This window comes from Myxococcus sp. AM011 (genome assembly GCF_013372595.1).
In the GTDB taxonomy this organism is placed as follows: domain Bacteria; phylum Myxococcota; class Myxococcia; order Myxococcales; family Myxococcaceae; genus Myxococcus; species Myxococcus eversor.
Map to the genome: position 1 here is coordinate 18,756 of NZ_JABXEM010000150.1, position 8,448 is coordinate 27,203.

Here is an 8,448-nt window from a genome sequence, read left to right on the forward strand (position 1 = left end):
TCAGACCTCCAGTCCGTGACGGCGTGCCGTCTCGCGAAGGATGTCCACCAGCGTGTCTTCCAGCGTGCGCCGGTCCATGCCCGACGTCGCGGTGTCGGTGCCCACCTGCACGTTCACGTTGAACGTGTTGCGAACCGCCGCGTTGGTGCCGGAGTCCGCGCTCGGAGCGGTGGTGGAGCGCGAGGAGCGGTCGATGGTGAGTGACTCGTGCGTGAGCTGCTGCGCTCGTTCGAGCACGGGCGTCACGCCCTGGTTGACCTGCCGCGCGACGTGCGACGTGGCCAGCGACGCCGGAGGTGCCGCGCGCTCCGGCTCGGGCGACGACGAGGGGGCCACGGGCTCGGGCGGCGTGAAGGTGAGCCGGGCCTTGGGCCGTGAGCCCGAGGGCGCGACGGGGCGCACCGTGGGCCTCGTCGCCACGGCCTCGGACGGAGCGTGAGCCGCGGCGGGTGTCGTCGGGACGGCCGCCGGAGAATGGAGGGCGGCGGGCGTCGTGGACAGCACGCGCAAGACGGGGAGCACTGGCGCGATGCTCGTGCGCGTCTCGTTGGTGGCTTCGACGGGCGAGGCGGGGAGACGTGGCGTGGCGCTCGTCGAGGTGACTCCCTCGTAGTGAGGGCCGTGCACGGCTTCCAGAGCCTCGTGGCGCGGAGCGTCCGCGAGGCGCGCGGTGGGAGGACCGACGCGCTGGACCGTGGGGCCGCTCTCCGTTGCTGGAGCCTCGGAGGGAGGCGGCAACGGCCGCATCAATCGGACGACCTTCTTCTGGAGCGGTCGTGGCTCCGGGGACTTGACGGAGACGCGGAGCCCGGAGGGCGCATCGCTGCTCGTGGCGGAGTGCTCCTCGGGCGCTCTGTGCGGTGACGGCGCGGACGCTGTCTCGGCGGTGTGACTCGAAGCAGGCGCGCCCTTGTCCGGGAGCTCCGAACGTCGCGAGGCGCCCGCCGAGAAATCCAAGGGCAACGAGGACGCGTGCCGAGCACCCGACTCGGGCCACGTCGGATGGGGCGCTTGAGAAGTCTCGGGGCTCGCGTCGGCCGCATGCGCCAGTCCAGAGTCGCGCGGGTCGCTGGCCAAAGGCCGCCCGATGCTCGTCGAAGAAGGCGTGAGGTCGCTGGCCGAGACGGGCGCGATGCTGTTCGTGGAAGGCGCCGACGCGTGCGCGAGGCTCTTCGAGGAAGGCGTCAGGTCGCTGGCCGAAGCGTGCGCGAGGCTCTTCGCGGAAGATGCGAGGTCGTTGGCCGAGGACAGCCCGGTCCGCTTCGAGGAAGGCGCCAGGTCCAGAGGTGATGCGGCCCACTCCTCGGACGCAGGACTCACGGACCCACTGACCTCGGAAGCGCGCGGGGCACTCGGCGTGACGGGGATGCGCGAAGACACGACGGACCTGGGCGCGGTGTCGGCGAGTGCCGTGGAGGCACCGGCGGCTCCAGGCCGAACCACCGGAGAGGACCGCGGCGCGAGCGGGCCCGAGGCCGCGTGGCCATGCGAAGCCGTGGCCCGCGTCTCCTCCACGGAGGGCCCCTGCGCGGCGTCGCCGCCAGGAGTCGCCCGCGAGGACTCCTCATACGAATCAGCGTCCCGCGCTTGAGCGGGCAGCTTGACGCCGAGCTGTCGAGCGACCCCTTCGAGTGCTCGAAACGCCGGGCGGGCGAGTCGCGAGGTCAGCTCGGAGGTGGTGAACGTCGTGCGCATCAGTCGTCCTCCACCTGAATGACCACCGCGTCGGGAAAGTCGGAGAGTCCCCTCGGCCTCGGAGTCGGGGCCGGGGTGGGAGCACGAGGCTCCGTGAGCTGCAACATCGCGAGCAACCGGTCCACCTCGGCGGCGGGGGTCGCCCACACCTGGGAAGGCGTCCACCCCAGGGCACGACAGAGCTTCAACGTCACTTCAGCGAGGACGCGGGACTCCTTGTCGGAGGCGCGCAGGGTGCGGTCTTCATCGCGCTCGTCCCCCGCGTTGAGCGCGACCACGGCCTCCAGCAGCGCGGCGGTGCTCGCGCCATCCAGCGTCTCCAGTGGCGCCGAGGGAATCCGCTCCACGACGGACACGGCGAGCATCGAGCGCAGGTAGCGCTCCAGGCTCAGCTCCTTCGAACCATCTGGCTGTGCGGTGAGGCTGTCCTCGAGCGCCCGGGAGCGCTCGGAGAAGGTCCAGGGCCGCAGCCGGGCACGCACGTCACCTGCCCGCACCCAACCCGGTGGCGGCGCCTGGGTGGAAGGCTCCTTCGCCCCACCCACGGCCCACCACAGCGCGAGCGGTGCCAGCTCCGCGTGGAGTGACTCCGGCACCCCCGAGTCCCGCAGCACATCGAAGGCGAAGCCCTCGGTATCGAAGGCCAGGCCCGCGCCATCCAGCCGCGCGTGCAGGTCGAGCGCCCGCAGGTGCGCCTCGAAGCTCCATGGATGGAGTGCGAGACGCTCGCCGGTGGAGCACTCCACCTCCAGCGCCCCGGAGCTGACTCCGGGGTGGAGGTGGAAGGTCCGGCCGTCGATCTCCAGGGAGATCGGCGCCGCACCGGACTCCGTGCTTGAGCTGGCGGGCGCCTCCCTCACGGCCTACTCCTCGCGGATGCGCGTCGCCGTGAAGGCGTACGTCGTGGCGGCGCTGCCGTGTGCGTCCATCTGGAACGACTTGCCCTCGACGAAGCAGTCGTCGAAGGACAGGGTGCGCGTGTCGTCCGTGCCCTCGGTGCGCTTGAGGTTCGCCACGAGCTGGAACTTGCCGCGCTCGGAGAGCAGGGTGTCCAGCTTCACGGCCGCGGAGCGGATGACCAGCTCACCGATGACGGTGCGCAGGCCGAAGATGACGTCGACGCGCTCGTTGGAACCGATGGCGCGGATGTCCTCGCGCTCGGTGACCACTCGGAATGCGATGGATTGGAGGCCGTCCACGGCCTCTCCGTCGACGAGGATGCTGCTACGGTTGGCAGAGAATACCGTTGGCATCGGTGCGTTCCTTCATCAGACCTGGACCGTGATGGTCGCGTAGATGTAGTCGATGGCGCGCACGGGTCTGACGGCCATGTTGACCCTGACGATTCCGAGCGCGAAGTCCGCCTGCGAGGAATAGACCTCCACCTTGAAGGCGGGATCCTTCCCGTCGGTGGAGGGGACGATGGCGCCGTCCTTCTGCATCTGCACCAGCGCCTCCACCAGCTTCTGCTTCAGGGCACTGCGCCCGTCGGCGTTGTTGAGCAACCCGATGAACAGGTCACCCACCATCTTCAGCGTGCGCACCGCGCGGTCCGCCACGCGGCGGACGTTGATCTGGTCGCCGTCCGTCGTCAGGCCGCGCACCACGATGGTGCCCCGGCCGCGCTCCGTGACGACGGGGACCGTGAAGGCACGCAACAGCGCCTTCTGGTCCTCCACGCTCACCAGCGTCTCGTTCAGGCCGGAGACGCGCTTGAAGGTGGGCGACTGGTGCGGCGCCAGGCTTCCCACCAGGCCGGCGACCGCGCCCACCGTGCCGTGGGGCGCGACGAGCACGAACCTGTCGCTGACCAGGTTGGAGGCGAGCTGGGCGTTCTCCACCAGCGTCCCGGCGGGCGGGACCTGCCCGAAGCCGAGCCGGCCCTTGCTCTCGCCGCTCAGCGTGTTGCAGTGGCTGATGACGTCGCCGTAGATGCGCGTCAGCTTGGCCCGGTCGGAGAAGTCCTGCACCGCCGCGAGCACCAGGTCCACGTCCGGCTGGTCCTTCAGGCGCCCCAGCGCGGTGGCATAGTCGTCCGGCGTGGCGTCCTTGCCCGTGGCGAGCGTGTACGTGCCCGCGGTGGGCCAGCCCACGCCCTTCGTGGTGTCCACCTTGATGAACGACGAGGTGTCCAGCGTCGACGTCAGCGACGCCGAGTTGACGTTGCGCAGCACCTCCACCGAACCGCTGGCGGGGTGGGTGACCTCCACGTCGAACGAAACCGTCAGGTCGATGTTGTTCCGGTAGGTGACCTTCAGCGTGATTCCGTTGGCCCACAGGCCCGGAGCTCTCGCGATGAACGTGGCGCCGAACTTGTCGCCAACGTGCCCCGGCGGATACTTGCTGTTGTCGGCCGCGACGGCGATCGACGCGACAGCACCGGCCGTGGCGGGCAGGGGCGAAATCACCAGCTCGGAGACGCCATTGTCCAACGCCTGGCGCGCCTCCGGGAGGCTGTAGGCGCTCGCGCGTCCGGCCACCTCCAGGAAGCGAGACCAGCTGCTGGCGCGGACGACCGTGCCGTTGGCTGACTCCAAGAAGCCTGTGATTCCAAGAACCCCAGACGGTGCAAGCTGTTGGGGCAACACTTCCTTGACGACCGTGACCTGGACACCAGGAATGATGAGACCTGTGGCCATACGCTCCCCGACCCTCGCATGCGAGGGGGTCGAAAACCCTGCTCCGGGTGCAGGTTCCCTGGACCGCGTACCTGGGCTCACGCCCACCCCTGGCGGGGCACGGTCCTATTCATAGACACTGGATTGAGAAAAGCGTGCGCAGGGCCGTGACGACACGCTGAATACACTGGCGGCGAGCCAAGACGCCCGCGACACACCAGGAACCGTGACAGACGACTGGGGTTGAATCAGGGATTGGTGGCGGGAATCTGCACACCCGTCTTGCGGAGCGCGGCGATGGTGGCGGCCGCCAGCGTGGAGACCTCGCCGATGAGCGCCTTGCCCACGTTGAGCAGCAGGTCGACGATGGCGACGATGTGCTCGACGCCGGCTCCCACGAAGTCGACGATGATGTTCAGGAACCGCTGCCCCGTCAGCGCCAGGTTCCGCGCGGAGTCCGGCAGCAAGTCCAACGTGGAGTTCACCAGGTCTCGGCCCGCCTCCAGCACGTCCTTGATGGAGGTGACGACCGCCGGGTCCATCAGCGGCTTGATGAGACCTTCGACTTGTTTGAGCACCGAGCTCAGCACGTTGCGTACCGGCGTCCAGATGACGGCAATCTTGTCGGTGATGGACTTGAAACCCGTACCGCTCACCGCCAGATACAGTTTGTACAGCGCCTGTTCGACCTGGATGGCGATGTTGTCAACCGTGGCCAGGGCGTCGGAAACGTTCGTCGCTGCGTCTGCTGCCATGGAATGTCCCCCTCATGTGAAAATGAGTGCGCCCATGCGAAACATGAACGCATGCGCACAGTATGTTAGCGAACACACCGGTTTCAAGGGTTTATCAGGTAGGGCCCGAAACAGCGGAATGGCCCTACCATTTTCGGGCTGTCATTGTTGACACCGGAGTGAGGTGACGCAGGAGGTCGAGGGGCGCGGGGTGGATGAAGGGGGAAGTGATCCCGCGCCCCTCTGGAAACGGCCGCTCAGGGGTCCGACAGGAGGAACGGAATCCGGTAGGCGCGCGCGGCGGCGGGGAAGCCTCCGGAGGTCGCGGCGGCGACGTAGTTGGTGAGGTTGGGGAAGGCGTGGTCGCGATCAGCCACGCCGCCCAGTCCCAGCCACGTCGCCAGGGTGAAGCCGTACTGGTCCACGGAGAGTGAAGGCAACCAGCGGCCCTTGGCGTCGACGGAGTCCGGGTTGCTCGCGGCGCCGGAGGACAGGTCCAGGCTGGGGAAGGTGCCATGGAGCCGGCGGCCCTGGACGCGATCTCCCAGGACGATGGCGTGGCTGCCCCAGCCGTGGTCGGAGCCCTTGTCTGAGTTCTCCGCCAGCGTCCTCCCGAAGTCGCTCATGGTGAAGAGCGTGGCCTGGGGAGGATTCACGCCGAAGAGCCCCTCGGTCTTCAAGCGGGTCATCGCTTGCTGGAAGGCGTCCAGCGCGAAGTCGACCTGGAGGAGCAGGGCGTTCTGCGTGGCCTCCTGGCCCACGTGCGTGTCGAAGCCGCCGAGCCCCACGGAGAACATCTGGCGGCGCACGCCCAGGCCTCCGCTCGCGGACGGCGCCGCGCCGGCGATGAGGTCCCGGACCACCTGGTAGAGCTGCGTGTGCAGCGTCCAGCCCGTCACACCCTGGGGCGCGGCGAAGAGGCCGTCGATGTGCTCGCGCGTCGCCAGGGGCAGCGCGTTCCAGGCGGCGTCGCGCGCGGTGGCGCGAGCGGCGGAGAACGTCTGCGCGGTGGTGAAGACGCCGCCGTAGGACGCCTCCAGCGTGACGTTGTTGTGGAGCGCCACCACGTCCGCGAGCGCCTCCGTGCGCAGGGTGTTGAAGTCCGCGTCGGCCGTCTGCTTCATCTCGAGGATTCCCGAGGAGGACACCATCATCGCCTGGCGCTCGGCGCCCGTGGTGTACAGGGCCTTGCCGCCAAAGGACGTCACCTCCGGGTATTCGCCGGGGTTGAGCGTGTGGAGGCGGTCGGCGGTGCGTCCGCCCCAGCCGGTGGCCTTGCCCTCGAGCGCCGCTGGCAGATCCACGGTGGAGGGGTTGGAGATGCCGCTGGCCCAGGCGTCCTGCTGGTCGCTGTGGGAGAAGAGGTTGTCGGGTCGGGGGACGGCGCCGCTCTCGTAGTCCGCCTTGCGCATGGGCAGGGTGAGCGGTCCCACGTTGCAGACGAAGGCCGCGCGCTCCTGCTCGAACAGCGCCTGGAGCTTCTGCAGCGAGGGGTGGAGTCCATACGCGCCCGCCGCCATGTTCACGGGGTTGATGGGGCGCAGCTCGGCCAGGGGAATGCCGAGCGTGGACCGCGCGTCCAGGTACTGCGCGTGGCCGGTGCTGTCCCGGGGGACGAGGACGTTGTTGGTGTCATTGCCACCCAGCAGGAAGACACACACCGTCGCGCGGTAGCCGGCATAGCCAGACAGCGTCGCGGCGGTGGCGTTGCCGAGCCAGCCGGGCATGGGGGAGGAGACGGCGAGATATCCCAGGCCCAGCGAGGTGCCACGGAGGAATTGTCGTCGTGAGAAGCTCATGGGCTACCTCTGGATCTGGAATTCGGGAGCGAGGGACGTGAGGTAGACGGCGAGCTTCTTCCTGCGCAGGGTGTCGCCGGCATCGGGGTGGGAGATGGCATTGAGGACGACGTCCCGCAGCTCCAGGGACATTGTGCCGTGCAGGAAGTAGCGGTTGAGCCACTGCACGGTGTCGCTGGAGTTGTTGGGGAGGGCGCTCAAGTCGATGAGGACTCCCGCGGCGGCCGTGGCACCCACGAAGAGCAGGTCATGTGTCACATTGGCGCGCGCGGTGATGGTGGCCGTGTCCAGGATGGCGAACTCGGGACCGAGCAGGCCCCCGCCGCCCGGAGCGGGCGCGTTGGGCGGGTAGTAGCTGAAGACAGACGGCGGCTGGGGGACGTACTGGCCCATGGACTGACTCCAGGAGCTCAGCTTCGCGCCGGGGTCCACCGTGCCCGATGTGTCGAGCGTGCCCTTCAGGCCTCGGACGAGCGTGGTGACGTGGAGCGCGGGGGAGCGCAGGTGGCCGAACGTCGCCAGTTGCGTGGAGAGCGCCGTGGGGCCGCGGGCCTCGTCGTGCTGGAGGATTCGACGAATCACCGCGCGCAGGTCACCCCGGGCGCCGCTGCCGTTGTTCTTGAAGATGTTGACCACGTCCTGGACGTACTCGGGACTGGGGTTGCTGGTGACCAGGTGTTGGATGAGCTGCTTGCAGATGAACGGGGGCAGGTTCGGGTCGTCGAAGACGTTGTCGAGCGCCTCCTTCAGGTGCTGGCGAGGCGTGCCGTTGGGGGTGGTCCACACGCCCCGGAGCAGCTCCTTCGACGTGCCGTCGTGGTTCACCGCGCAGTCCATCATCTGGGCCGCGTACGAAGGCGGATTCGTCCGGCCGACGGTGGGGCAGGTGGGGCCGGCATAGGTCCAACCGGAGAGCGCGTGGGCGAACGCCTGGACCTGGGCCTCGGTGTACGAGGGCGTCGTGCGGCCCAGGTTGTCGAGAACCGGGGTGCCGTTCTCATTCAGCTTGTGGAGGCCGAGGGTGAAGAGCTGGAGCATCTCCCGCGCGTAGTTCTCGTTGGGCTCGATGGGCTGGCCGTTGGGCTTGAAGGCCCGGTTGTTGGCCATGTCCAGGTAGGTGCCCATGGCGGGGTGCAGCGTCACGTCCTCCATGAGCTGGCGGAAGTTGCCGAACGCGCGCTGGGACAGGAGGTTGAGGTAGCTGGCCATCGCCAGGCGCGGCTCGGGCTCCGGCGTGGACATGACATTGGGGATGCCATTCTGGGAGACGACGAGAATCTGGCTCAGCGCGAAGGCGACGCGCAGCCGGAGCTGATCCTGTCCGTTGATGGCGTGGAAGAAGAACTGCGAGCCCAGGTCATTCGGCGCCAGGCCGTCGAAGGTGGAGCGCGGCGCGGCGATCTGGTCGGTGATGGCCTGACGGATGCCCACCGTCATGACGTGCTCGACGGTGTCGATGGGCGGCGTCGGGGCGCCAAAGGCCTGCCGGGGTCCGAAGGTCGCCTGCTCCAGGAACCGCAGGGCGTTGGGCTCGGTGGGCGTGTCGAGTGGCTCGGCGCGTTGCTCCTGTTGTCCTGGCGCGTCGAGGGAGGGGGTGTGGGG

Annotated in this window: 7 protein-coding genes; all 7 read right to left on the reverse strand. The window is 68.7% G+C overall.

The window, feature by feature from the left end; all coding sequences use genetic code 11:
- Positions 1 to 1,695: a hypothetical protein gene (locus tag HUW62_RS27935; protein WP_176436125.1), complete on the reverse strand. Its 1,695-nt coding sequence runs from the start codon at positions 1,693 to 1,695 to the stop codon at positions 1 to 3.
- On the reverse strand, positions 1,695 to 2,555 hold the full coding sequence (locus tag HUW62_RS27940; protein WP_163867043.1) for a hypothetical protein: 861 nt from the start codon (positions 2,553 to 2,555) through the stop codon (positions 1,695 to 1,697). Before HUW62_RS27940 ends, HUW62_RS27935 begins: the two co-directional genes overlap by 1 nt.
- Before the next feature lie 3 nt (positions 2,556 to 2,558).
- Positions 2,559 to 2,948 carry a hypothetical protein gene (locus HUW62_RS27945; RefSeq protein WP_141640601.1) on the reverse strand — a complete coding sequence of 130 codons (390 nt, stop codon included), beginning with the start codon at positions 2,946 to 2,948 and terminating at the stop codon, positions 2,559 to 2,561.
- A gap of 15 nt (positions 2,949 to 2,963) precedes the next feature.
- Positions 2,964 to 4,232: a phage tail sheath C-terminal domain-containing protein gene (locus HUW62_RS27950; RefSeq protein WP_240356518.1), complete on the reverse strand. Its 1,269-nt coding sequence runs from the start codon at positions 4,230 to 4,232 to the stop codon at positions 2,964 to 2,966.
- Positions 4,233 to 4,561: 329 nt separating this feature from the next.
- Positions 4,562 to 5,068 carry a hypothetical protein gene (locus tag HUW62_RS27955; RefSeq protein ID WP_176436126.1) on the reverse strand — a complete coding sequence of 169 codons (507 nt, stop codon included), beginning with the start codon at positions 5,066 to 5,068 and terminating at the stop codon, positions 4,562 to 4,564.
- 236 nt (positions 5,069 to 5,304) lie between these two features.
- Positions 5,305 to 6,846, reverse strand: a complete 1,542-nt coding sequence (locus HUW62_RS27960) for a DUF1501 domain-containing protein (protein WP_176436127.1) — start codon at positions 6,844 to 6,846, stop codon at positions 5,305 to 5,307.
- Between the two features lie 3 nt (positions 6,847 to 6,849).
- Positions 6,850 to 8,448, reverse strand: a 1,599-nt coding sequence (locus tag HUW62_RS27965; RefSeq protein WP_176436128.1) for a DUF1800 family protein, incomplete at its 5' end; no start/stop codon positions are given.